General features: G+C 71.7%; 20 protein-coding genes. 3 read left to right on the top strand and 17 right to left on the bottom strand.

What is annotated here, in order from left to right; all coding sequences use genetic code 11:
* Positions 1-18: 18 nt before the first annotated feature.
* The 11 genes from AACH11_RS19080 to AACH11_RS19130 form a co-directional block, all read right to left on the bottom strand.
* Entirely contained in the window at positions 19-1,206 is a 1,188-nt protein-coding gene (locus AACH11_RS19080; protein ID WP_341375855.1) for a methyl-accepting chemotaxis protein, read from the bottom strand.
* Positions 1,207-1,263: 57 nt separating this feature from the next.
* Positions 1,264-1,653: a response regulator transcription factor gene (locus AACH11_RS19085; protein ID WP_341375856.1), complete on the bottom strand. Its 390-nt coding sequence runs from the start codon at positions 1,651-1,653 to the stop codon at positions 1,264-1,266.
* Positions 1,650-3,716 (bottom strand): PAS domain S-box protein, encoded by a 2,067-nt coding sequence (locus AACH11_RS19090; RefSeq protein WP_341375857.1) that lies wholly within the window; start codon positions 3,714-3,716, stop codon positions 1,650-1,652. The genes AACH11_RS19085 and AACH11_RS19090 overlap by 4 nt, the downstream gene beginning before the upstream one ends.
* Positions 3,717-3,719: 3 nt before the next feature.
* Positions 3,720-3,947, bottom strand: coding sequence for a hypothetical protein (locus AACH11_RS19095; protein WP_341375858.1), 228 nt, complete (start codon positions 3,945-3,947; stop codon positions 3,720-3,722).
* Entirely contained in the window at positions 3,947-6,322 is a 2,376-nt protein-coding gene (locus tag AACH11_RS19100; protein WP_341375859.1) for a chemotaxis protein CheA, read from the bottom strand. Before AACH11_RS19100 ends, AACH11_RS19095 begins: the two co-directional genes overlap by 1 nt.
* A 1-nt stretch (position 6,323) precedes the next feature.
* Positions 6,324-6,755 carry a response regulator gene (locus AACH11_RS19105; protein ID WP_341375860.1) on the bottom strand — a complete coding sequence of 144 codons (432 nt, stop codon included), beginning with the start codon at positions 6,753-6,755 and terminating at the stop codon, positions 6,324-6,326.
* Positions 6,752-7,633 (bottom strand): CheR family methyltransferase, encoded by an 882-nt coding sequence (locus AACH11_RS19110; RefSeq protein WP_341375861.1) that lies wholly within the window; start codon positions 7,631-7,633, stop codon positions 6,752-6,754. Before AACH11_RS19110 ends, AACH11_RS19105 begins: the two co-directional genes overlap by 4 nt.
* A 16-nt stretch (positions 7,634-7,649) precedes the next feature.
* Positions 7,650-8,276 (bottom strand): HEAT repeat domain-containing protein, encoded by a 627-nt coding sequence (locus AACH11_RS19115; RefSeq protein WP_341375862.1) that lies wholly within the window; start codon positions 8,274-8,276, stop codon positions 7,650-7,652.
* A gap of 60 nt (positions 8,277-8,336) precedes the next feature.
* The gene (gene cheB / locus AACH11_RS19120; protein ID WP_341375863.1) at positions 8,337-9,437 is read right to left on the bottom strand and encodes a chemotaxis-specific protein-glutamate methyltransferase CheB; all 1,101 of its coding nucleotides are present in this window, start codon (positions 9,435-9,437) and stop codon (positions 8,337-8,339) included.
* A 69-nt stretch (positions 9,438-9,506) separates the two neighbouring features.
* Entirely contained in the window at positions 9,507-11,153 is a 1,647-nt protein-coding gene (locus AACH11_RS19125) for a chemotaxis protein CheW (RefSeq protein ID WP_341375864.1), read from the bottom strand.
* 39 nt (positions 11,154-11,192) lie between these two features.
* Entirely contained in the window at positions 11,193-13,118 is a 1,926-nt protein-coding gene (locus tag AACH11_RS19130) for a methyl-accepting chemotaxis protein (protein WP_341375865.1), read from the bottom strand.
* Positions 13,119-13,793: 675 nt separating this feature from the next.
* Here AACH11_RS19130 and AACH11_RS19135 point away from each other — a divergent pair.
* Positions 13,794-14,402 carry a protein phosphatase CheZ gene (locus tag AACH11_RS19135; protein WP_341375866.1) on the top strand — a complete coding sequence of 203 codons (609 nt, stop codon included), beginning with the start codon at positions 13,794-13,796 and terminating at the stop codon, positions 14,400-14,402.
* Positions 14,403-14,447: 45 nt separating this feature from the next.
* On the opposite strand, the gene serB is transcribed toward AACH11_RS19135, so the two are convergent.
* The 5 genes from serB to queF form a co-directional block, all read right to left on the bottom strand.
* On the bottom strand, positions 14,448-15,200 hold the full coding sequence (gene serB, locus AACH11_RS19140) for a phosphoserine phosphatase SerB (RefSeq protein ID WP_341375867.1): 753 nt from the start codon (positions 15,198-15,200) through the stop codon (positions 14,448-14,450).
* A gap of 86 nt (positions 15,201-15,286) precedes the next feature.
* On the bottom strand, positions 15,287-15,781 hold the full coding sequence (locus AACH11_RS19145; protein WP_341375868.1) for an SET domain-containing protein: 495 nt from the start codon (positions 15,779-15,781) through the stop codon (positions 15,287-15,289).
* A gap of 245 nt (positions 15,782-16,026) precedes the next feature.
* Positions 16,027-16,746 (bottom strand): peroxiredoxin, encoded by a 720-nt coding sequence (locus tag AACH11_RS19150; protein ID WP_341375869.1) that lies wholly within the window; start codon positions 16,744-16,746, stop codon positions 16,027-16,029.
* A 332-nt stretch (positions 16,747-17,078) separates the two neighbouring features.
* On the bottom strand, positions 17,079-18,383 hold the full coding sequence (locus AACH11_RS19155; RefSeq protein WP_341375870.1) for an MFS transporter: 1,305 nt from the start codon (positions 18,381-18,383) through the stop codon (positions 17,079-17,081).
* Positions 18,384-18,392: 9 nt separating this feature from the next.
* A complete protein-coding gene (gene queF / locus AACH11_RS19160) occupies positions 18,393-18,824 on the bottom strand; it encodes a preQ(1) synthase (RefSeq protein ID WP_341375900.1) in 432 nt (143 codons plus the stop codon).
* Positions 18,825-19,206: 382 nt separating this feature from the next.
* On the opposite strand from queF, the gene smc reads away from it, so the two are divergent.
* Together smc and AACH11_RS19170 are read left to right on the top strand one after the other, a co-directional pair.
* Positions 19,207-22,740 carry a chromosome segregation protein SMC gene (smc, locus tag AACH11_RS19165; protein WP_341375871.1) on the top strand — a complete coding sequence of 1,178 codons (3,534 nt, stop codon included), beginning with the start codon at positions 19,207-19,209 and terminating at the stop codon, positions 22,738-22,740.
* A 70-nt stretch (positions 22,741-22,810) separates the two neighbouring features.
* Positions 22,811-23,929 carry a cell division protein FtsZ gene (locus tag AACH11_RS19170; protein WP_341375872.1) on the top strand — a complete coding sequence of 373 codons (1,119 nt, stop codon included), beginning with the start codon at positions 22,811-22,813 and terminating at the stop codon, positions 23,927-23,929.
* A gap of 25 nt (positions 23,930-23,954) precedes the next feature.
* On the opposite strand, the gene AACH11_RS19175 is transcribed toward AACH11_RS19170, so the two are convergent.
* Complete coding sequence (locus AACH11_RS19175) at positions 23,955-24,341, bottom strand: response regulator (RefSeq protein WP_341375873.1); 387 nt, start codon at positions 24,339-24,341, stop codon at positions 23,955-23,957.
* Positions 24,342-24,612 lie beyond the last annotated feature (271 nt).

A 24,612-nucleotide genomic window follows, 5' to 3' on the forward strand; every position in this document is an offset into this window, starting at 1 on the left:
AGCGTTCGGGCGCGACGCTCAGAACAGCTCGATGGCGGGCTCGCCGGCGGCCACGCCACGACCGGCACCGGCCTGGCTGGCGGCCGGGGCGGCCTCGGCAGGCAGTTCGCGCAGGCGGCCCAGCAGGTCCTGCAGCCGCTGGCCGTCGGAGGCCGGCGCGGCCAGCGCCGCCAGCAGCTCCTCGAGTCCGGCCAGGGCATCGCCGGCGCGACGCACCCGCTGCTGCATCAGGTCCTGCACCTGCAACTGGTCGAGGGCATCGGTCAGCCGGCTGCGCATGGCCTCGTGGCCGGTCTTGACGCCGTCGATGACCCGCGGCAGATCGAGCTGGCCCATCGACTCGGCGAAGCGCTTCTGCATCGCCTCGATGTCGGACAGCACATTGCGCATGTTGTGGCTCGTGGTCTGGCGGCCCGACGCGTCGACGGCCTGGGCCAGCTCCTGGTCGATGCCGCTGGTGGCCGCCTCGATCTTGGCCGCGATGTCGACCGCCACGGCCGCCGTGCGGTTGGACAGCTGGCGGATCTCCGCGGCGACGACGGCGAAGCCGCGGCCGGCCTCGCCGGCCCGCGCGGCCTCGATGGCCGCGTTGATCGACAGGTAGTTGGTCTGCCGGGCGACCAGCGCGATGACGTCGACCATCGGCGTCAGCTCCTTGACGCCCTGCAGACGCCGGATGCGTTCGACATTGGCCAGCAGATCGGATTCCTGCTGCTGCACGAACATCGCCAGGATCGCGCCCAGCTGGGCATCGGCCATCAGCTTGTCCTTGACGACCTGGGCCAGCTGGGTGCCGTTGTCCTCGGTCGACCGGATGCGGGCGAACTGCTCGTTGGACAGCTGGTGGATCGACTGCATGCGCTCGATCAGCTGCGCCGCGCTGTGTTCGGACTGGAGCGCGGCCTGGTCGAGCTGGCCGCGCAACGCACGCAGCGAGGGCACCAGCTCACCCGCCTCACGGACCGCGCCGTGCAGGGTGTCGGCGGCCGGCCGGGCGCCGGGCCGCCAGCGCTGGCTCAAGGAGGCGGCGCCAAGGGCACAGACCGCGCCCAGCAGTCCGACCTGGTCCGCGGCCAGACCGGCGGCACTGGCCGCCGCCACCGCCGGCAGGCTGACGGCCAGACCGATCACCGGCGCCGACAGACACCGCTGCAGCAGCCCGGCGCCGTGCACGGACCAGGAGCGGGGAGGGGGATGGGTGCTCACGACAGGTTCCTGGAAAGCATGGGACATCGGGGCGACCGTGGCAGCGGACGGGTCCGCTCAGGCCGCGGCGGCCGGGTCGGCCAGCAGACGGTCGACCAGCTCCAGCAGCTGCCATGGATCGAAGGGCTTGACCAGGTAGGCCCGGGCACCCGCGCCCAGACCGGCCTCGACGTCCTGCTGCTGGCCGAGGGCCGACAGCATGACCACCGGGATGCCGGCCAGCTGCGGATCGGCGGCCAGCGTGCGCGACAGGCTGAGGCCGGATTCGCCCGGCATCATCACGTCGAGCAGGATCAGCTGCGGCCGTTCACGCCGTGCCGTGGCCAGGCCCTGGGCGGCATCGCCGGCCTCGACCACCCGCAGGCCCTTGAACTCGAGCGTCATGCGGATCAACCGACGGATGTCGGGCTGGTCCTCGATGGTCAGCACGGTGGACGGAGTGCTCACTGGATCTCCAGGACAGGTGGCGCAGAGACCGTGCCGCGCCGCAGGGGCGCCGCGGCCGCGGCCGGCAGCTGCAGGTGGAAACAGGATCCGCCGCCCAGATGGGCCGCACGGTTGCTCGCGTGGATCGAGCCCGCGTGGGCATGCATGATCTTGCGGCAGATGGTCAGGCCCAGGCCGCTGCCGCCGGACCCGTCACGGGTGCGGCTGGACTGTGCGAAGGGATCGAAGATCAGTTCGAGCTCATCGGCGGGAATGCCCGGGCCGCAGTCGGTGACCGTGAGCTCCCAGCGCTCGCCGTCGAGCCAGCGGCCGTCCAGCGTGATCGCGGTGCCCGCCGGGGCGAAGCGCAGCGCATTGGCCAGCACGTTGCGGATCACCTGCTGCAGCCGGAAGGCGTCGACCTCGACATCCATGCGGGGCAGGGGATCGGGCAGTTCGAGCCTCAGCTGGCGTTCGCCGGCCAGCACCCCCAGCTCGCCCACCACCTCGGCCGCCAGGCGCATCAGGTCGTGCCGCTGCACGGACAGGTCCTGCAGCGTGTTGTCGGTGCGCGAGATGTCGAGCAGGCCGTTGACCAGGGTCAGCATGCGCTCGCCGGCCGCATGGATGTCGTTGAACATCGGGCCGAACTGCGCGTGGGTCTCGGCGAACCGCCGCCCCAGCGACGAGAAGCCGAGGATGGACTGCAGCGGCGTGCGCAGCTCGTGGCTGACGGTGGCGATGAACTCCGACTTGGCGCGGTCGGCGCTCTCGGCCGCCTCGGTCGCGCGCACCAGGTCGGTGATGTCGATGCGGAAGCCCACGGTGTGGCCGTCGGGCAGGCGCTGCTCGATGATGCGCACCACCCGGCCATCGCTGAGCTGCTGGATGGTCGGCACGCCGTTGGCACCGCGATGGCGGCGCATCCGCTGGTCGACCCATTCATCGACCCGGCCGACGGCGGCCTGGTACTGCCCGCGCCCGGCACCGATGCGGATGATCGATTCGAAGGAGGCGCCCGGCACCATCAGGTCGGACGACAGGGCGTACATCTGGCGGTACTTGTCGTTGCACAGCACCAGCCGGTCCTCGGGATCGAAGAGCACGAAGGCCTCGTCGATGGCATCGATGGCCGCGCGCAGCAGACGGGCGTTGCGCTCGACCTCGGCACGCAGCCCGCGCCGGGACGTGATGTCCTGCAGCGCTCCGACGATGCGCACCGGACCACTGTCGGCATACTCGATCTCGGCCGACACATGGACCCAGATCACGCGGCCCCGCACGGTGCGCAGCGACAGTTCCATGTCCCAGGCCGTGGCCTGTTCGAGGCCGCAGGCGATCACCTCCTCGACCTCGCGCCGGGCCGGGCCGTCGAGCAGGGCCAGACAGGTGTCGAGCGTGATCGTGTGGCCGGGCTCCAGGTCCAGGATGCGGCAGGTCTGGTCGGTGAACTGCACCTGCCCGCTGGCCAGGTCGTAGCCCCAGCCGCCGACGCCGGCGATGCGACCCGCCCGGTCCAGGAACGCCTGACTCGCGCGCAACGCGGCCTCTGAATCACGCCGCTCGGTGATGTCGGACTGCACGGCCATGAAGCCCGTCAGCGTGCCACGGCCGTCGCGCAAGGGTTGGATCTCGATGGCCAGCCAGTAACGGCGGCCGGTGCGCGACTGGTTCAGGATCTCGCCGGTGAAGCTCTGCCCCGACGCCAGCGCCTGGCGTATGCGCTGGACCGTGACCGCATCGGTCGCCTCACACTGCAGCAGCCGGCCGGGTGACTGGCCGACGACCTCCTCGGCCGCATAGCCGGTCAGCCGTTCGAACCCGGCATTGACCCAGACGATGAGCCGCTGGGGATCGGTGATCACCACCGCGTTGCTGGTGCGCCGGGCGACCACGGCCAGGCGGTCCCGCTCGGCCACCAGCGACAGGTTGTGGTCGACCGACGCGCTGTCGCCGGCAGCGGCCACGCGCTGCACGGGCCTGCGCCCGGCCAGCGTGAAGACCCCTGCGGCGGCACAGGCCAGGCCCGCCAGCCCACCGGCCAGCGCGCCCACCAGTGCCGCGTTCGACAGCAGCGGATCCACGGCTCAGCGCAGGCCGAGTGCGGCCGCCAGCCAGGGATCGGTCGGGCGGCCCTGCAGCGCCGGCCGCAGGGCCAGCAGCACCTGCAGCACGGCCGCATGGACCTGTTCGCACTTGTCGAGCGCGACCGCCGGCTTGGCCTGGGCGCGCAGCCACTGCTGCAGGCCTTCGGCATCCTCGGCCGCGATGCGGCCTTCCAGCGCCGCGTGCTTCTTCAGGTAGCGGATCGGCATCAGAGCAGCTCCTTGGGGTTGAGGATCATCAGCACCGAGCCGTCGCCCATCAGCGCCGTGCCGGCAAAGCCGGTGATGCCCTGCAGCACGCCCTCCAGCGGCTTCAGGATGATGTCGCTGGTGCCGTGGAAGTCGTCGACCAGCAGGCCGATCGTCTCGTTGCCCAGGCGCACGACCAGCACCGCATGTTCGCGGTCCGCATTCAGCCGCGGCGGCACGTCCAGCGTCAGCAGCTCGTTGAGCGCGCGCAGCGGCACGATGCGTCCGCGCAGGACGACCGTCTGGGCGCTCTTGAAGTGGTGGATGTCCTCGGCCGGCACCCGCACCGTCTCGACGATCAGGTCCATCGGCACGCCGAAGCGGCGCCCCGCGGTCTCGATCATCATCACGTTGGTGACGGCCATCGACAGCGGCAGGGCCAGCCGGATCTGCGTGCCCTGGCCCAGGGTCGAGCTGAGCTCGACCGCGCCGTTGACCCGCTCGACCGCCGAGCGCACCACGTCCATGCCGACGCCGCGGCCCGACAGGTCGCTGATGGTCTCGGCGGTCGAGAAGCCGGGCAGGAACACCAGCTGCACCGCCTCGTGCTCGGTCAATGTGTCGGCCCGGTCGGCCGGGATCAGGCCCCGCTCGACGGCCTTGGCCCGCACCCGCGTGGTGTCGATGCCGGCACCGTCGTCGCTGATGTCCAGGATCACCCGGTCGCCTTCCTGGCGGGCGGCCACCCGCAGCGTGCCCACCCGCGGCTTGCCCGCGGCCACCCGCACGTCGGGCAGCTCCAGGCCATGGTCCAGGCTGTTGCGCAGGATGTGGATCAGCGGATCGGCCAGGCTCTCGATGACGTTCTTGTCGGCCTCGGTGTCCTCGCCCTCGATGACCAGCTGGACCTCCTTGCCCAGCTTCTTCGAGATGTCGCGCACCAGGCGGCCGAAGCGCTGGAAGACCGTGCCGACGGGCAACATGCGCACCTGCATGATGGCGTGCTGCATGTCCTCGGCGATGCGGTTGATCACCGAGTACTGGGTCTTGATCTCGCGCGCCAGCTCGCGCTGGTTGAACACGGTTTCCGCCCGGTTGGCCAGGTAGGGCAGGGCGTTCTTGGCCACCACCATCTCGCCGATCAGGTCCATCAGGCGGTCGATCTTGTCCTGCGCGACGCGCAGCACCTTCTGGCCACCGGCCGCTTCGTCGTGCACCGGCGCGGCGGGACCGGCCGCCGGAGCCGCCCCCCGGCGCGGCTCCGGCGCGGCCACGGTGGCGCCCGCCGACAGCGGCTCGCCACCGGCCTCGCCCACGGCCTGGGCCGGATCGTGGCGCTGCGCCCAGGCCGCCAGCGGAGCGGCACCCGGCGGCAGGGCATCGAGCGAGGCCCGCGCCGTCGCGGCGGCGCCACTGTCGCGCAGCACCCCCAGCAGGTTCTCGAAGGTGCGCCGCGCCGCGGCCACGGTGCCGGCGGCCAGGCTCGGGCGTGCCAGCAGCGCGCGCTGCTCGGCCCAGACCCGCTGCAGGCGCTGCTGCACCAGCTGGCCGACGGCATCGTCGGCCACGGCCGCTGCGGCCGCCACAGGGCTTGCCGGTGCGGCGCCTGCCGCGGCCGGGGCCACGGGCGCGGCCGGCCGGGGCGGGCGCAGGCTGGCCAGCTCGATCTGCTCGGGCACGTAGCGGAAGTGCTCCTCGAGGTAGGCCCGCGGGGCATCGCTGACCATCACCAGTTCGAGGTTGCAGCGGTAGCAGTCGAGATCGGACGGCTCCGGCCAGGGCTGCCGGGCCAGCACCACCAGGTGCTGCAGGCCCGGCACCTGGCAGGCCATGTACCAGGGGTCCTCGCCCTTGAAGAAGCATTCGGCCTCGGGTTGGTAGCGCACGGCCGTCAGGCCGTCGCGCAGCCAGGCCGCGCCCAGGGCCTCGGCCCAGGCCGGCAAGGGGGCGTCGGCCGCCGGGGTGGCCGACGCCGCGGTCAGGTCCGGCGCCGCCTCGCCGGCCTGCAGATGGCGGCGCAGCGCGATCGCCAACGGCGCGGCACGGCCATCGGCATCGGCCGACAGCACGCCGTCCTTGGCGATGGCGTCGATCATCTCGCCGGCGAAGTCCATCGCCTCCAGCAGCGCATCGGCCAGTGCCGGGCCGTAGCCCAGCGTGCCGTTGCGCACGCGGTCGAGCAGGTCCTCGCCGGCGTGGACCACCGTCTCGAGGGCCTTGAACTCGAACAGGCCGCAGTTGCCCTTGAGGGTGTGGACCTGGCGGAAGAGGTCGTTGAGCAGTTCGGTGCGCGTCGGGTCCTTCTCGACGTCGAGCAGGCGCTGACCGATCTGTTCCAGGCACTCGCGGGCCTCGAGGATGAACTGCTCGAGCAGTTCGCTGGCATGCAGACTCATCTCAGCGGCCTCCGGCTTGCAGGTGCAGCTGCCCTGCGCGCTGCGCGGCGGCACCGTCGCCGAGCATCAGCGCGGCGGTCAGCACCAGTTCGGCCGGCTTGGCCGGCTTGACCAGATAACAGTTGGCCCCGGCGTCCTGCGCGGCGGTGGCGTCCTGGACCTGGGCCTCGGTGGAGACCATCAGCACCGGCGCCTGCGGCACACCGGCCTGTCGGCGCAGCTCCCGCACGAAGGTGTAGCCGTCCATCTTGGGCATGTTGATGTCGACCACGTAGAGATCGAAAGGCTTGTCCTTGGGCTGGTTGGCCACCTTCTCCAGGGCCTCCACGCCGTTGATCGCCTCCTCGATGTGCCAGCCCGCATCGCCCAGCATCTTGCGGTGGTACATGCGGACCGTGGCCGCGTCGTCGACGACCAGGATGTGCGCGCTCATGCTCTGTCTCCGGACAGGGGTTTCTGGTAGACCATCGCGTCGCGGAAGCGGCGCACGTCGAACAAGGAGCTGATGCGGCTCATCGACTCGCTGTGGCCGAGACAGATGAAGCCGCCCGGGCTCATGGCGTCGAACATGTTCTCGGCTGCCACGCGCCGGGACAGATCGTCGAAATAGATCAGCAGGTTGCGGCAGAAGATCAGGTCGATGTCGCGGAAGCGCCGCGTGTCGGCCGGATCACTGAGGTTCACGCGGGAGAACTCGACGGCCGCCACCAGGTCGCGCGAGATGGCGAACTCGTTGTCGTTCAGGCGCCTGAAGTACTTCGTCAGGTAGTCCTTGGGCAGCTGTCCGACCGAGCGCGCCGAGTACACGCCCCGGTGGGCCGAGGCCAGCACGCTGGTGTCGATGTCGGACGACAGGATCTCGACCTCGTAGTCGTTGATCAGCGCCCAGCGTTCGAGCAGGTAGATGGCGATCGAGTACGGCTCCTCGCCGGTCGACGAGGGGATGCTCCAGATCTTGATGCGCCCCCCCGGCTTCTTGCGCTTGACCACCTCGTTGAGCATGTCGTTGACCATGCAGTCGAACTGGTAGCTCTCGCGGAAGAAGTAGGTCTCGTTGACCGTCATCGCGTTGACGAGCTGCTGCAGCTCCTCGCCCTTGGCCTCGAAGCGCAGCGCGATGAACCAGCTGCGGAAGTCTTCCGCGCCGGTCGCCTCGATGCGTTCGACCAGGCGCTTGTCGACGAAGTAGCGCTTGCTGTCGTCGAAGTAGATGCCGGTCTTGCGGTAGAAGAAGTCGCGGAACTTCTCGAAGTCCGCGGGGGTGATGCTGGGCGCGCGTTGGGACGCGGAAGTCGCCGTGCGGGTGTTCATGTGCGTGCGCCGCGGCTCAGATGGACTGGATCCGGCTGGCCGCCATGTCGATGGCGAAGCCGATGAAGACATCGTCGGCATGGCGGGCGCGCACCGCCTGCAGGGCGGCCAGGTCCTCGGGCTGACCGACTTCGGCCAGCACCTCGATGGCGGCGGCCACCACGTTGATCGAGCCATCCTCGGCCAGCACCTGCAGCAGCCACTGGCGCACCCGCTCGTGGCGCAGCTCGCCCATCAGGTTGACCGTGAAGATGCGCACATCGGGGTCGGCATCGTGCAGCAGGCTGTGGATGCGCGGGGCCACCGCCTGCGGCATGGCGGCCAGCGCCTCGATCGCGCCGTTGCGCAGCGGCGCCTCCTCGCTGCGCAGCAGGGGCAGCAGGGCGCCTGCGGCGTCCTCGCTGGCGAGCGCCGTCAGCGTCAGGAACAGCGCGTCGCGCACGCGGGCATCGCGCTCGCCCACCAGGGCTTCGCCGAGGACGGTGGCGGCCTGCGGGTGGGCGCCCAGATCGCGCGCCGCCCAACGCCGCTCCTGAGCGTCACTGCTGCGCAGCTGGGTCAGCAGGCCCGGCAGATCGCGCGGGGGTTGACGTTCGACCACCTCGCGCAGCGGCTCAGGGGTCGCGGTCTTGCGCAGTCCCATGTTCGACCTTTCTCGACGCTCGCCGTCGTTGCAGGAATCGGAAGAGGAGAGAGAGAGACTTCAGGCCGCGGCGCAGTGGGGCCTGCGCTGGGACCAGGCGATGATCTGGCGGGCGATGTCCTGGCAGGGCAGGACCACGCTCGCGCCACCGGCCTCGATCAGCTCGGCCGGCATGCCGAACACCACCGCGGTCTCCTTGGACTCGGCGATCGTCCGCCCGCCCGCGCGCTTGAGCGCCGTCATCGCGGTCGCGCCGTCATTGCCCATGCCGGTGAGCTGCACGCCGACGATGCGGTCGGCCGGCAGCAGCTTCATCGCGCTGTCGACCATCACGTCGACCGATGGATGCCAGGGATGGCCGGGGGTCTCCGGCCGGGGCTGCACGGCCAGACGGCCGAGCCGCTCACAGATCACGATATCGGTGCCGCCCTTGCCGATGTAGACCTTGCCGGCCTCCAGCGGCACGGTGGCCGCACATTCCTGCACGCGCAGACGACACAGGCTGTCCATCCGGCGTGCGAAGGCGTCGGTGAAGTTCGGTGGCATGTGCTGGGCGACCACCACCGGCCAGGGGAAATCGGCCGGCAGCTGCGGCAGGATGTCCTCCAGCGTGCGCGGCCCGCCGGTGGACACCCCGACCAGCACCAGGCCGGCCAGGTGCGCGGCACTGCTGCCGGCGCCGGTGCGGATGGCCGGTCGCGGCGCAGGTGCCGGCACCGGTGCCACAGGCGCCGGCAGTGCCGGCCGCGTGACGACCTTGCCGCTGCGCATGCGCGCCCGGGCCGCCGCCTTCACCTTGGCGAGCAGCTGCCCGGCGATGTCATCGACGGACAGCGAGATGGTGCCGCCCGGCTTGGCGATGAAGTCCACGGCGCCCAGCGCCAGCGCCTCGAACGTGGCCTGCGCCCCCTTCTCGGTCAGCGACGAGACCATCACCACCGGCGTCGGCCGGGCCTGCATCATCAGCGAGAGGGCGGTCAGGCCGTCCATCTCGGGCATGTTGATGTCCAGCGTCACGACGTCCGGTTGCCAGTCGGTCAGCTGCTGCACCCCTTCCGCACCATTGCGGGCGGTGGCGACCTCGAAGCCGTTGTCACGCAGCAGGCCGGTGAGCAACCGGCGCATCAGTGCCGAATCGTCGACCACCAGAACCTTCGTCATCTCGCATTCACCTCCAAAGGCAGGACGGGATCGCCGCGGCGGTGTCCCGTCGTGTCATCTCAGGCCATCTCAGGCCGCACGGGCCAGCGCCGGTGGCAGCTCGTCACCGTCGACCAGGTGCTCGACCACCGCGGTCTCGCGCGCGCCGAGCAGGTGGCTGGGGTCGATCAGCATCACCAGGCGCTTGTCGCCGTCGAGCTTGGCCACCTGGGTGATCAGTCGGCCCTGCTCGTCGGAGAGCTCCGGCGCGGGCTCGATCTGGCTGCGGGCGATGCGCAGCACCTCGGCCACCGAATCGACGATGAAGCCGGTGCGCAGTCCCGACAGCGTGAAGACCATGATGCGCTGGCGGTCGTTGCGCTCGATGGCCGGCATGCCCAGGCGGGTGCGCTGGTCGATGACCGGCAGCACCGTGCCGCGCAGGTTGATCACGCCCTCGACGAAGTGCGGGGTCTTGGGCACCCGGGTCAGCACCTCGGGCACGCGCACGATCTCCTGCACGCTCATGATGGGCACCCCGAACTCCTCGGCCCCGAGGCGGAAGATCACCACCTGGGCGTCGTCGTCCGTGGCCACGCCCTGCATCACACGGCTCATCGTGTTCTCCTGGTCTTGCGCACGGCCGTCGGCATCGCCCGCCGCCTGGACCGCCTCGCGGATCGCCTGCAGGCCCAGCAGGCGGTCGGCGGCGATGATCGACACCAGCCGCTTGCCGCCGTCGAGGCGGCAGATGGACTCGAACTCCTGCAGCTGGCCGTCGCGCGCCAGCGTGCCGGGCATCGGATCGGCCTGGGCCCGAGGCACCGAGAGCACCTCCTTGACCGCGTCGGTCACCAGACCGACCTGGCCGCCGCCGGGCAGCGCGACGACCACGATGCGGTGGTGCTCGTCGAGCTCCAGCGTGTCGAGCCCGAACAGGCTGCGCAGGCTGACCAGCGGCAGCAGGCGCTGGCGCAGCGAGATCAGGCCCAGCACATGGGACGGCGTGTTCGGCACCGCGGTGATCGAGCCCGGGCCCTGCGGCACCTGGACGATCTCCTGCACGTGCGCGATGTCGATCGCGTACTCCTGGTCACAGACGGTGAAGCTGACGAGCCGCAGTTCGTCGGCGACCGCCGCGGCCGCCGTCGCGCCGTGGAAGGACTCGCTGAGCGCGCCCGTGGCGATCTGGCCCGCGCCGCCGACGCCGGTGAACTGGTCATCGACCAGGCGCTGGAAGTCCAGCACCAGCATCAGCTGGCGGCTGCCATCCGGATTGGGCCGGTTGATCACGCCGGTCAGGTAGTCGGTCTGCACCACGCTCTGGATCGCGCGGGCGGGCTCGATCTCGCCCGGCTCGACGCTGAGCACGCTGGCCACGCGATCGACCACGAAGCCCAGCGGCTGGCCGAGGTTGATCACCAGGGCCCGCGTGGAGTCGTCGTTGACCCGCTCGTCGGTGGCGAACATGCGCCGCAGGTTCATGATCGGCAGCACACGGCCGCGCAGGTTGGCCAGGCCTTCCAGCGCGGGCGGCGCCAGCGGCAGCCGGGCCACCTCGGGCACGCGGATGATCTCCTGCACCGGCGCCATCGGCACGGCGAACATCTCGCCGGCGACGTTGAAGGTGACGAACTGGTTGTCCTGGATCGTGTGGTCGACCGGCGCGCCCGCGGCGCTGCCGGCCGGCGCATCGGCCGTCACCGCGCGCGCGGACGCTTCAAGGATGTCGCTCAAGGCACACCTCCTTCAGAAGTTGAGGGGAGGGTGCGGGCGTCAGTTGCTCTGCAGCTCGTCGGCCAGCGAGGCGATCTCCTCGATCGCCGCGGCCAGCTCCTCGGCGCCCTGGGATTGCTGCTTGGCCGCGGCCGAGGCCTGCTCGGCGGCCTTCTCGGCCTGCTGCGCGGCGGCGCTGACCTGGTCGACGCCGATCTTGACCTGGGCGATGGCGGTGACGATCTCCTGCGAGGCGCGCACGGCCTCGGTATTGCCCTGTTCGACCGCCGCGATGTCGCTCTCCATCGAGACCAGGTTGCCGGTGATGGTCTTGGCCTTCTCGACCTCGGTCAGCGCCGAGGTCATGATCTCGCCCAGATCCCGGCCGACGGCCCCGATCTGGTCCTGGATGCCCTTGACCAGGTCCTTGATGCGGTCGGCGTTCTCGGCCGAATCGTGGGCCAGGTTGCGGATGTCGGTGGCCACCACGACGAAGCCCTTGCCGTACTCGCCGGCCCGCGCCGCCTCGATCGAGCCGTTGACCGCCAGCATGTTGGTCTGGATCGAGACCTGGGTGATGGCGTCGACGATCTTGTCGATGCGCCGGCTGACCAGCTCCAGCTCCTTGATCTGCTGGGCGCTGGTGCGGGTGGCCTCGACGCCGCTGGAAATGCTGGTGACCAGGCTGTCGATGTGGGTCTTGTTCTCGCCCATCAACTGCTTGATGGCGCCGGCCTTCTCGCGGCCGACGGTGGCACGCTGCTCGGCCACCTGCGAGCCCTTCTCGATCTGGGCCACGGCGGCGGCCGACTCGGTGGCGGCGGCGGCCTGCTGCTGCGAGCCGCGGCGGATCTGCTCCAGCGCGGCCATGATCTGCGAGGCCGAGCGGTTGATCTCGTTGACGGCGCTGCTGAGCTCCTCGGCCGACGAGGCCACTTCCTCGGCGCTCTTGGCAACGTCGGTGGAGTTCTTCAGGTCGTCGGCCAGATCCGACAGCTGCTGTGCCGTCTGCTCGCATTCGGCCAGCGCGGCCGACTGCTCTTCAACGGTCTTGGCCGCTTCCTCGGCGGCCGAGCTCTGCTCCTGTGCGGCCGCGGCGATCTGCTCGCTGCCCTTGAGCGCCTGCTGCGAGGCCACCTGGCCCTGCTGCGCAGCGCTGGCGATCTCGGACGCGCCCGCGACGATGTCGGCGGCGTCGGTGCGGATCTGTTCGAGCTGCTTGAGGATGACGTCGCTCTTCTCGACTTCGGCCTGGATGGTCTCGGCCGCCTCGTTGATGCCGGTGGCGATGGTCTTGACCTCGCCCTGGATCTGGCCGACCAGGTCCTGGATCTGCTTGGCGCTCTTCTCGCTGGTCTCGGCCAGGGTGCGCACCTCGTCGGCCACCACGGCGAAGCCCTTGCCGTGCTGGCCGGCGCGGGCGGCCTCGATGGCGGCATTGAGCGCCAGCAGATTGGTCTGGTCGGCGATGCGGGCCACCGCCTTGACGATGTCACCGATGCTGGCCGCCTGCCGCTCCAGCTCGGCCACCATCTTCACGCTCTCGGCCTGGCGCTTGGCGGCCACGCCCACATTGGTGACGGTGGTCTGCACCTCGTGGTTGATGCGACCGGCCAGCTGCTGCATGCCCTCGGCCTTGGTCTGGGCGATCGTGGCCGAGTTCAGCTGGCGGGTGATGGCGCCCGAGACCTGGGTGACGGCCGCCAGGCTTTCCTGCGCGGCGCCCGAGGCCTCCTCGGCACCGCTGGCGATCTGGTCGGACGCCCGCTTGAGCTCCTCGGCCGCCGAGGCCGCCTCGTTGATGCCCGCGGACAGCTGGCTGGACGCGCTGGCCACCCGTTCGGCCGCCTGCTGCTGCTTGGCCAGCGTGCGCGCCCGCTTGCGGTTGGCCTCGGCGTCGCGGGTCATGGTCTTGGTCAGACCTTTGGCGGCAGGGGCGGCGGCGGGAGCGGCGGCGGCGTCGCGGTTCTTCATCACCAGGGACATGGGGCACTCTCTTTGCGGAGCGATGGGCAGGCCGGGCCTGCCGTCGATCGCCAAGGTCCGGTTCGGCCGGACCGCCGGCTCCGACACGCCGGAGACCTCCATCCCTACCCGTGGAGGATCTCCGTATGCGGATACGACACCGTCGGTGTGTGCCAGGACAAGCCACGCCACCCGACGCCGTGTCCACGTGCCGAGAGCAAACGCGATTGAATCCGTCCTGCCCGGCCGTTGCTGCAGGAAGAAGCGCAACGGAGCCGGCCAGTTCAGAACAGTCCTGGCAACTTCGGCCCGGGTCGCCGGGGACTGAGCGCGGCCCCCTCCACCACGCTCGCCTGCGGCTGTAGGGAAACATCGACAGCCTGTGCGGCCCGCACCGGCCGGCGCCCTGCACGGCCGTTCCAGGCCGCCGCCGCCAGCGCCCAAACGCGAACTAGCTCACGCCGGGCAAGGCCGCCGGACGCCGCCGGATTCAAGTCCGCCGTGCCGGCGCCGATCCCCGACCCATGCGGCGAAGGGACCGCACGACCGGGCCCATCGGCGATGGGCACGGACGGGCGTATCCCATGCCCCGGAGACAGAGCGACCCACGGGCCTTCCCGTCGGTCATGCCGCGGACAGGACAGCAGTCGGAGCCTGTTCCCCCGGAACCGAACACCGTCAGACGGAGCCGACACCGTGAGTGATGCAAGCGCGGGCGCAGACGCACTCGATCAGCTGGATGAACGCGTCAAGCGCCTCGGCGCCACCCTGGCCGAACTCGGCTGGGACCAGGCGTTGCGGCAATTGACCGCCGAGATACCGGATGCCCGGGAACGCCTGCGTTATGTGGGTCAGATGACCGAGGACGCGGCGATGAAGGTGCTGAACATGGTCGACGAGACCCAGCCGGGCTGCCAGGCGGTGGCCCGGCAGCAGGGCGCATTGGCCGACGAGCTGCAGACCGCGCTGGCCGATCCGGCGCTGTCCGCCGAGGACTGCCGTGCGCTGCTCGGCCGGGCCGCGCAGACCCTGCGCGAGGGCCAACGCACCGCGACCAGCCATGCCGAGACGCTGACCTCGATCATGCTGGCCCAGGACTTCCAGGACCTGTCCGGCCAGGTGATCAAGAAGGTGGTCGGCATCATCAGCCATGCCGAGGAGCAGCTGCTGCGCCTGCTGGCCCAGAGCGCCGGCGAGCCGCTGGCCGCGCCGGTGGCGAGCACCACGCTGGCCGGCCCCCAGGTGCCGGACAAGGCCGTCTCGCAGGCCGACGTCGACGACCTGCTGGCCTCGCTGGACTTCTGAGCGACCCGCCGCCGCCGGTCCGCCGGCGGTCGGGGCCCGGCACCCTCAGGCGCCGAAGACCTCGAGCGCGCGGTCCATGCCGCCGTCCTCGATCGAGATCATCGCCTGGCCGCGCACGGCCGGCTTGGCGTGATAGGCGATCGACAGGCCGGCCGCACCCATCATCGGCAGGTCGTTGGCCCCGTCGCCGACGGCGATCGCCTGACGGCTGTCGATGCCCATCAGCTCGCAGACCTCGAGCAGCACGCGCCGCTTCTCGGCCCCGTCGACGATGTCGCCCCAGGGCCGGTCCTGCACCGTGCCGGTCAGCCGGCCGTTGTAGACGCCCAGCGTGTTGGCGCGGGCGAAGTCCAGGCCCAGGCGCTGGCGCACCCGCTCGGAGAAGTAGGTGAAGCCGCCGGAGACCAGCAGCGTCTTCAGCCCCGCCGCCTGGCAGGCCTGCACGAAGGCCTCGACGCCCGGATTCAGGCGCAACCGCTCGGTGTAGACCGCCTCCAGCGCCGATTCCGGTACGCCGGCCAGCAGGGCCACGCGCCGGCGCAGGCTGTCCTTGAAATCGGTGATCTCGCCGCGCATCGCGGCCTCGGTGATCGCCGCCACCTCGTCACGCCGCCCGGCCGCCGCCGCGATCTCGTCGATGCACTCGATGTTGATCAGCGTGGAGTCCATGTCGAAGGCCACCAGACGGTAGTCCGACAGGCGCAGCGGGGCACCCAGACCGCGGACGAACAGGCCCGGCGCATGCTCGCGGGCGGCGACGGACGGGGCCGTCGGCAGGGAGGAGGCGGAAATCGACATCCGGGGATGTTACCTGCGGGCTCCGGGCCGGCGGGCCGGACGAGGACCCGGGGGGCAGGGCGGCGCGTGCGGCAGGTTCGCGGCGCTCAGAGCCAGCCGACGCAGCCCGGTTTCCCGCAGCGGCACTTCAGCGTGCCCTCGTGGTGGGTCTCGCCGTAGTCGACGGTGATCTCCTCACCGGTGTCGATCGCCCGCAGCGCATAGAACTCGATGCGGCCGTCGCGGATCTGCAGCCGCGCGTTCGGCTGGCAGCTGTGGTTGGTGTAGCGCATCGGGTCGGTCGAGGCGGTGGCGTCGATGGCCGTGCGGTCGGAGATCTCGACCATCATGATGCGCTGGCGGCCGGCGATGCGGCGGCGCGCCTCGGCCAGGCTGATGGCCTCGCCGCGGATCTCGCCGATCTTGCGCTGGCCGGGGATCGGCTCGCCGGCGAAGGCGCCGAAGCCGTCGATCGCGCTCTTGTGCACGTCGACCGCGTACTTCTGGTAGGCGGGCCGGGCCGGGGCGGCATCCTGTACGGCGGCCTCGGCGGCCAGGTCGGCCGGGTCCTGGCCGCGGCGCGGGCGGCTGCTGAGTCTCATCTGCGGGCTCCTGGGGCTGGCGGGAGGCGGGTGGCGTCTCGGGCGTCTGTCTCGGGCGTCTCGGGCGCCGTGTGTCGATGGCGCGCCGTCGCCAGGGCGCGCAGTCTGCCTCAAAGTGCCTCGAACTGCCGGTAACCACCTCAGGGGTGCGCAGGCAAGAGGCGCACAGGCAAAAAGGTACGCGGGCAAAGGTACGCAGACCCGCCGCGGGCCGGGATCCGGGAGCCGCCGGGGCCCCTGGACCGTCAGGGCCGCGGCGTGAGCGGCCGGAGCGTCGCGGCCGCGGCGGGTGCAGGGCTCGCGGACGGCCGCCCGGCCGCATCGGCCGCGGGCTCACCGCGCCAGCGTCGCAGCGCCTGCAGCGCGGCGTGGACATGGCGGTGCGGATTCAGGCTGTCGAGCCGGAACACGATCGTGCCCTGGGCCGCGCCGGGCGCACGTGGCGCGATGACGAAGCTGCTGCGGCTGGCATAGCCGGGGCGCAGGTCCATCTCGACGTCATAGGCGCGGGTGGCCTTCAGCGCGGTGTCCGACAGCACCGGAAAGCGGCCCTGGCACTCGGCGGCGGAAAAGCGCTGCAGCGTGGCCGCGTCGTCGGTCGAGATGCCGACGACGGACGCGCCCAGGGCCTTGAACTCGGGCATGGCCTCGGCGAACTGGCGCGCCTCGGTCGAGCAGCCGACGGAGAAGGCGGCCGGAAAGAAGAACAGCACCACCGGCCCTTGGCGCAGGGCCTCGGCCAGGGTCCAGGGCCGCAACTGGCCGTCGTGGGCGGCCTCGAGCGCGATGTCGGGCGCGGGCCCGCCGACCGGCCGCGCCGCGTGGGCGGGCCCGGCGCCCCCCGGTCCGGCAAGACCACTGCCCATCACCACCGCGACCGCCGCGCACAGCATCAGCCGGCGGCGGGCGGGCCCCCGCGGCCGGTCCGGCGCATCGTCGACGGCCGGCGGACGGTCGCGCGGCACGCGGCGGGACAGTGGGCAGGGCAGCGAACGGAACCGGAGCGGCATCAGGGTCATGGCACGGGTATCGGGACGGAAACGACGCTGGGGAAGCGGGACGGCGCGGCAGCACGGCCGCTGCAGCGCGGCCGCGGCGCACGCCGCGATATGCACCGCGATATGCACCGCGATATGCACCGCGATATGCACCGCGATATGCACCGCAATGTGCACCCGCGGTATGCGATCTCGCGCCACGGCGCCGGTTCCCCTGGCGGGCCGGTCGCACCCGACCTCATGCAGACAGCATGCAGCCCGCAGTCAAGCCGCAGTCAGGCCGCAGGTCACCGCCCGGATCAGGCCGCGCGGGCCAGCGCGGTCGCGGCCGCCGCCGCGGCGGCCTGGCGCCGCTCCAGCCGGTGACAGCACAAGCCGACCAGCACCCCCAGCGCGGCCGCCGAGGCCGTCACCAGACGCGCGGCGCTCCAGTGGCCGGCGGACGCGACCACCGCCGCGATCAGCGGCGTGCCGATGAACTGGCCGAACTGCGAGCCCTGCAGGATCAGCCCCTGCACCGCCGCCACCTGGGCCGGCGTGCGGGCCAGCACCGCCGACGACGAGAACACCGCGGCCGGCACCAGCCCGCCGATCATCGACATGGCCAGACAGGCCGCGTAGCGCAGCCCGTCGGGCAGGCCGTCGGCGGCCGCCAGCAGGCCGAGCAGGCCGGTGAGCGTGTGGGTGACGGCGATCAGCGGGCCGCGGGGCACGCCGCGCGACATCAGCACACCGCCCAGCAGGCCCCCGGGGATGTTGACCAGCAGCATCAGGCTGGTCAGCGCGGCGACGCTGGCACTGTCCAGGCCGCGCTGCTCGCGCATGAAGGCCGGCATCCAGACGATGAGCGCGAAATGCTGCAGCGCCCAGGCGCCGAAGGCCGCCGGCAGCAGCCAGGGCAGGGGCTGGCGCAGCACCTGCAGCGTCTGGCGCAGGCTGTCGGCACTCGGCCCGGCGGCCGGCCGCAGCGCGGCGTAATGGCGGCGCTGCAGCAACAGGCCGAGGGCCGCGGCCAGCAGCCCCACGGCCGACAGCAGCCACAGCGCCCGCCAGCCGGCGCGCGCGATCAGGGCCGCACCGCCGATCAGGCCGACCGACACGCCCAGCGGCATGTAGGTGCTCCACAGCGACAGCGCCAGCCGGCGCTGGGCCGGTGCGGTGGCGGCGGTGATCAGCGACGGCGTGGCCACCGCCACCATCAGGAAGGCCGCGCCCTCGACCAGCCGGCTGGCCAGCAGGCCGCCGATGCCGTGCACGGGCAGGGCGGCCAAGGCCCCCACGGCGCCCAGCACCAGGCCGGCCAGCACCATGCGCAGCGCCCCGATGCGCCCGGCCAGCAGGCCCACCGGCAGCGCGAACAGCACGGCCAGCGTCGTCAGCACCGACGAGACCCAGCCGAACTGCACCAGGCTCAGCCCGAGCTCGGCACGCAAGGCCCCGAGCGCCAGCGGCACCTTGCCCACCAGCACCGAGATCGCGATGCCGCAGGCCAGGGCGGCGAGCACCGCCGGCCAGTGGGTCGTCGGCAAGGACGGCGGCAGGGAGGACGGCGCGATCGAGGCGGTCGGCGGCGGGCTGGCCGCGGGCGGGGCGGCGGAAGGCACCGCGCGGGCTCAGCCCAGCAGGCCGCGCTCGACCGGCAGGCTCGGCAGATCGACCACCGGCGCCGGCTTCCAGCCCTTCTTGCGGTGCTCGACGACGACGTTGGTGTAGATGCCGCCGCGCACGTACCACTTGGCCGTGATGCGGATGTAGCGCGGCTGGGTGACCTTGACGATGTCCGACAGGATGGTGTTGGTCACCTTCTCGTGGAAGGCGCCCTCGTCGCGGTAGCTCCAGAAGTACATCTTCAGGCTCTTCAGCTCGACGCACAGCCGGTCACAGATCATGTCGATCGTGAAGTGGGCGAAATCGGGCTGGCCGGTCAGCGGACAGTGGCAGGTGAACTCGGGCACCTGGAACTGGATCAGGTAGTCCCGCTCGGGCGCCGGGTTGTCGAAGGTGTGCAGCTGCTTGCTGGGGGCCGACGGCGGGTTCGGCGGCATCGGCCGCTCGACGGCCTTCGGTGCGGCGGCCTGGCGCGGTTGGCGCGGTTTGCGGACCGGCGAGGCGGGCGCCGCGGCAACGGCGGGCGCAGGGGAGGCGGCGGCAGCGCGGGCGCTCTTGCGCGGCGCCTGGGAGGTCTTGGTGGCCATGACGGGGCTCGGAAGGCGCCGGCCGATGCGCGGCGCCGACCCCGTGCACACGGTGCACGACCGGCCGCGGCCTGCGGTCGACCGACGGAAATTGTAAAAACGCGATGGTATCATCCGGCCCGCTGACGCCGTCCGCCGGCAGACAATAAATTCTTCCAAATCAAGCACTTGCCTGCGTTTCTGCACACATGTTGCAGCGCAGCGCCAGCAGTGCCGGCCGCCCTCACCGCGCATGCGACTGAACCAGATCAAGCTCTCGGGCTTCAAGTCCTTCGCCGAACCCACGACCTTCCAGCTGCCGGGCCAGCGCGTGGGCGTCGTCGGCCCCAACGGCTGCGGCAAGTCCAACATCATGGACGCGGTGCGCTGGGTGCTGGGCGAGAGCAAGGCCAGCGAGCTGCGCGGCGAGTCCATGCAGGACGTGATCTTCAACGGCAGCGGCCAGCGCAAGCCGGCCAGCCGCGCCAGCGTCGAGCTCGTCTTCAGCAACGAGGACGCGCGCGCCGGCGGCCAGTGGAACCAGTACGCCGAGATCGCCGTGCGGCGCGTGCTCACGCGCGACGGCACCTCCAGCTACTTCATCAACAACCAGGCGGTGCGTCGGCGCGACGTGCACGACGTGTTCCTGGGCACCGGCCTCGGCCCGCGCGCCTACGCCATCATCGGCCAGGGCACGATCAGCCGCATCATCGAGTCCAAGCCCGAGGAGCTGCGGCTGTTCCTGGAAGAGGCGGCCGGCGTCTCCAAGTACAAGGAACGCCGCCGCGAGACCGAGCTGCGCCTGCGCGACACGCGCGAGAACCTGACCCGCGTCGACGACATCCTGCGCGAGCTCGGCAGCAACCTGGAGCGGCTGGAGAAGCAGGCCGAGGTCGCCACCCGCTACCACGCGCTCAACGAGGCCGGCACCACCAAGCTGCACCAGCTGTGGTTCCTCAAGCACCGGGACGCGGCCACCGAGGAGCAGCGCGTCGCGCTGGCCGTCGCCGAGGCGACGACGGCGCTGGAAGGCCGCATCGCCGAGCTGCGCGCCGTCGAGGCCGATCTGGAGCGCGTGCGCCAGGAGCACTACGAGGCCAGCGACACCCTGCACGCCGCCCAGGGCGATCTGGCCCAGGCCGCGCTCGAGGTCAGCCGGCTGGAGGAGCGCATCCGCTACGTGGTCGACGGCCGCCAGCGCGTGCAGGCCCGCCTGGCCGAGCTGCAGGCCCAGACCGCCCAGTGGGCGCAGCGCGGCGATGACGCCCGCGCCGAGCTGGAGACCATCGCCGAGCAGATCGCCGCCGCCGAGGAGCAGTCCGAGCTGCTGGCCGCCCAGGCCGAGGAGCAGGCCATGCGCCTGCCCGACGTCGAGGACGCGGTGCGCGCGGCCCAGGGCAAGACCAACGACCAGCGGCAGAAGGTGGCCCAGGTGCAGCAGCAGATCCAGCTGCTGGCCGCCGACAGCCGCCACGTCGACGAGCAGGCCCGCGGCCTGCGCACCCGGCGCGAGAAGCTGCACGGCGAGCGCCGCGGCCTGGCCACGCCCGACACCGCCCGCCTGGACGCGCTGCGCGACGAACACGCCGCCGCCGACGAGGCCCGCGAGCTCGCCGACGCCCGCCTGCACGAGCTGCAGGAACAGGCACCGGCGCTCGAGGAGCAACGCCGCACCCAGCAGCAGCAGACCAATGACGAGTCCAGGCGCCAGGCCGACATCGCCGCCCGCCTGACCGCCCTGCGCGCGCTGCAGGACAAGGTGCAGACCGAGGGCAAGCTCAAGCCCTGGCTGGTCAAGCACGGCCTGGACGGCCTGGGCGGGCTGTGGAAGCGCCTGCACATCGAGCCGGGCTGGGAGACGGCGCTGGAAGCGGCGCTGCGCGAGCGCCTGCATGCGCTGGAGATCAGCCGCATCGACACCGTGCGCGCCTTCGCCGCGGATGCCCCGCCGGCGCGCCTGGCCTTCTACGGCGTGCCCGCCGATGCCGCGCCGCACGAGCCCGGCCCCGGTCCCGGCCTGCCGCGGTTGGCCGATGCGCTGCGTCTGTCGGCCCAGGATCACGGCCTGCGCGCGCTGCTGGCCGACTGGCTGGAAGGCGTCTACACCGCCGACCACCTGGACGAGGCGCTGGCCCGCCGCGCGCAACTGGCCCACGGCGAGCTGGTGATCACGCGCGACGGCCATGCCGTCACCCGGCACGCGGTCAGCTTCTACGCGCCCGACAGCGAGCAGGCCGGCCTGCTGGCCCGGGCCCAGGAAATCGAGCAGCTCGATGCCCGACTGCACGATCAGAACGAGCGCGCCGACGCCGCCCGCACGGCGCTCGTGCGCATCGAGGCCGCCTGTACCGAGGCCACGACCCGCCTGGCCGCCGCCCGCCGCGAGGCCGGCGAGACCCAGGCCCGGGCCCACCAGCTGCAGGTCGAGCTGATGCGCCTGCAGCAGCAGGCCGATGCCGCCAGCAGCCGCCGCGCCCAGCTCGACGAGGAACTGGCCGAGCTCGACGCCCAGCACGAGGCCCTCGAGGAACGCCGTGCCACCGGCGAGGCCCGCTTCGAGGAGCTCGACCTCCAGCTGGCCGACACCCAGGAACGCCACGCCGAGCTGGAGGAGGGCGTGATCGGCGCCGAACGCCGGCTGTCCGAGGCCCGCGAGCAGTTGCGCACGCTGGAGCGCAAGGCGCAGGAGTCGCAGTTCCAGGCCCGCGCGCTGGCCGCCCGCCGCGGCGAGCTGCAGCGCGCGATCGAGACCGCCGAGCAGCAGGCCGCCGCCAATGCCGGCTCGGCCGAACAGCTGCGCGGCGAGCTGGCCGACTTCGACGACGCCGCTGCCCAGGCCGGGCTGCAGGACGCGCTGGCCATCAAGCTCGACCGCGAGCAGGCGCTGGCCGCCGTGCGCAGCCGCTACGACGGCCTGTCGGCCCAGCTGCGCCAGTGCGACGAGCAGCGCATGGGCCTGGAGCGCAGCCTGCAGCCGCTGCGCGACGAGATCACCCGCCTGCAGCTGGAGGCCCAGGCCGCCCAGCTCGGTGGCCAGCAGTACCTGGAGCAGCTGGTCGGCGCCGCGGTCGACCTGGAGGCCGTGGGCGCGCGCATCGCCGTCGACGGCGTCAAGCTCTACGGCCTGCAGGGCGAGATCGACCGCATCCACAAGGAGATCGCCGCCCTCGGCGCGGTCAACCTGGCCGCGCTCGAGGAGCTCGCCACCGCCCGCGAGCGCAAGACCTTCCTCGACGCCCAGAACGCCGACCTCACCGACGCCATCCAGACCCTGGAGGACGCGATCCACAAGATCGACCTCGAGACCCGCGAGCTGCTGGGCCAGACCTTCAACCAGGTCAACGAACAGTTCGGCCGCATGTTCCCCAGCCTGTTCGGCGGCGGCAACGCCAAGCTGGTGATGACCGGCGACGAGATCCTGGACGCCGGCGTGCAGGTGATGGCCCAGCCGCCGGGCAAGAAGAACTCGACCATCCACCTGCTCTCGGGGGGCGAGAAGGCGCTGACCGCCATCGCGCTGGTGTTCGCCATCTTCATGCTGAACCCGGCACCGTTCTGCCTGCTCGACGAGGTGGATGCGCCGCTGGACGATGCCAACACCGAGCGCTATGCGCGCCTGGTCGACGACATGAGCCGCAAGGGCACCCAGTTCCTCTTCATCAGCCACAACAAGATCGCGATGGAGATGGCCGAACAGCTGATCGGCGTGACGATGCAGGAGCAGGGCGTCTCCCGCATCGTGGCGGTCGACATGGAAGCCGCCGTCGGCATGATGGAAGCCGGCTGAGGCCGTCCCCACCGGACACCCGGCGCACCGGTCTGGCGACCGGACGCCACCACGCAGTGACAACCACACCATGCAATGGACCTTGACTGAAGGACTGGGCGCACTCGGCGGCGCGATCCTGCTCGCGCTCGTCGGCCACGGCTGGTGGCAGGCCCGCAAGGCCGGCCCGCGCCAGGCGCGCCCCACCGACGCGGGCGGCCGGCACGAGCCGCGGCTCGGCGGCGACAGCCACCCGGCCAGCCTGCCGGCCGAGGACGATCCGCTGATCGACGCCGTCTCCGGGCTGCCCGAATCCGCCACCGATGAGCCGGGCAGCGCCGGTGCCCCGCTGCCGGCCGAGAGCCGCCGGCCGCTGGGCCCGCGCAAGACGGCCCGGCTCGATCCGCTGATCGACGCCATCGCCCCGATGAGCCTGGAGTCACCGGTCAGCGGCGATCTGGCCCTGGCCCATCTGCCGGCCAGCCGCCGCGCCGGCAGCAAGCCCTTCCTGATCGAAGGCCTGAATGCCCGCACCCAGCAGTGGGAGCTGCCCGTGCCCGGTCAGCGCTACGGCGCCTTCCAGGGCGGCGTGCAGATGGCCAACCGGGCTGGCGCGCTCAACGAGATCGAGTACTCGGAATTCGTGCAGAAGCTGCAGGGCTTCGCCGACGCCATCGGCGCGATGGCCGATCTGCCCGACATGCTGGAGGTGGTGCGGCGCGCACGTGAGCTCGACGCCTTCGCCGGGGCCCACGATGCCCAGCTGTCGATCGGCCTGCGGGCCAATGCCGCGGCCTGGACCCTCGGCTTCCTGCAGCAGACCACCGGCCGCCACGGCTTTCTGCCCGGTGCGATGCCGGGTCGTCTGGTGCTGCCGGCGGCCGAGGAGGGCGCTCCGCCGGTGCTGGTGCTGAGCTTCGACGCCCAGGCGGCGCTGGCCGAGGATCCGAGCCAGGCCTCCGTGCGCGAGGTGCAACTGACGCTCGACGTGCCGCAGACGCCCGAAGTGGCCGAGCCCTATCCGGCCTGGCAGGACATCGCGCGCCGGCTGGCGGCCGATCTGGACGCGGCACTGATCGACGGCAGCGGCCGGCCGATCCTGCTGCAGAGCTTCGTCAGCATCGGCGAGGATCTGGCCCGCCTGTACACGGTGCTGGCCGAACGGGAGCTGCCGGCGGGCAGCCCGGCCGCACGCCGCCTGTTCTCCTGAGACGTCGCAGAGACCGGGCCGGCGCTCAGGCCGGCCCGACGCAGCGGTCGATGCCTGCCAGCAGCGCGTCGACCTCGATCGGCTTCGTCCAGCACTCCAGACAGCCGGCCTGCAGCGCCCGCGCATGCAGGCCGGGATCGGTGTCGGCCGACAGCAGCACCACACGCAGAGGCACCGGGCTGGCCGCCCGCAGGCGGGTCAGCAGGCTCAGGCCATCCAGATCCGGCAGCTGATGGTCCAGCAGCCACAGATCGGCCAGCTGTCCGGCGGACTGGGCCTGCAAGGCCTCGGTGGCGGTCATGTGCACCGTCAGCCGCCAGCCCGGGCGGCGCACCATCCAGGCCCGCATCAACAGGGCGTGCACGGCATCGTCCTCGACATAGGCCAGCTGCAGCGCGGGCTGCGGCGACACGGGCCGGACGGACGGCGCACGAGCGGCCGCGGACGGGGGAAGGGACATCGGATGGAGGGGTTACGGTGGCGGCGCGACGGCTGCAGGTGACGGGATCGGCCCGCCATCATTGCATGACAGTCGGACACAAAGGGACATCATTGTCCGCAGGGGAGCCCTGCGCGGCCCGGTCCTGGAAAGACGCGATCATCCCACGACTGTGACGCGTTAGAACGCGTGCAGCGAGGATGACAGCGGCGACGCGCCGCGGGGACACCGTGTCAGCGAAACG

The sequence above is a fragment of the Pseudaquabacterium rugosum genome (assembly GCF_038066575.1).
Taxonomy (GTDB): Bacteria; Pseudomonadota; Gammaproteobacteria; order Burkholderiales; family Burkholderiaceae_C; genus Pseudaquabacterium; species Pseudaquabacterium rugosum.